A 705-nucleotide genomic window follows, 5' to 3' on the forward strand; every position below is an offset into this window, starting at 1 on the left:
CAGGCTCACCACCGCGGCGGTCGCCGCCTCCGCGTCACGGACCGGCTTCGGCGCCTCGAGGTCGCCAATGCGCAGCACTTCGGCGGTGAGGTTCTCCACCACCGCCGGCGCCACCTCGGGATCGGCCACCACCAGGTCGGCGGCGGCCAGGGTCTCGACCGCGAGGACGGTGAGCAGTCCGGGATCACGTGGTCCGGCACCCACCAGGGCGACCGGGGAGACGGGCTTCTTCGTTCGTCGGGTGGCCATGCTCAGCGGGTTCCCATCAGCGAGTGTGCTCCGGCGGACAGCATGTCGTCCGCGAGGCGCTGCCCGAGCGCCTCCGGGTCGACGGCGGATCCGGTGACGTCACGCCGGAGGACATCGCTTCCGTCCGGCGCGGCGACGACCGCCCGCAGGCACAGACGACCCGCGGGAGGCGCACCGCCGGCCTCCGCCGCAGCTCTTTCGGCCGGCTCCGGAAGAAGCTCGGCCAAGGCGCCGACCGGGGCAGTACAACCAGCTTCGATGCCGGCGAGGAACGCGCGTTCCGCTCTGACCGCGACGGACGACGATGCGTCATCGAGCACAAACCGTAGCAGCTCGGCGAGGCCCGTATCGACGGGCTGGCCGCCATCTGACCACGTTTCGCCACCGGTTTGTCCCGCAGCGGGACCCGAACCCGCCGCGGCGGGCACCAGAGCGCGCGCCGGGCCGGCCACGACG

The 705-nt window shown here is 73.0% G+C and carries 1 protein-coding gene and 1 pseudogene; both read right to left on the minus strand.

Annotated features, from left to right (window positions below):
• Window positions 1-249: SAM-dependent methyltransferase (locus ACY45C_RS12965; RefSeq protein WP_462187876.1), on the minus strand; the 249-nt coding region annotated here is incomplete at its 3' end.
• 2 nt (window positions 250-251) lie between these two features.
• Window positions 252-705 (minus strand): annotated as a pseudogene (locus ACY45C_RS12970) (hydroxymethylbilane synthase); the annotation flags it as partial.

The organism is Frankia sp. CcWB2, from assembly GCF_977927585.1.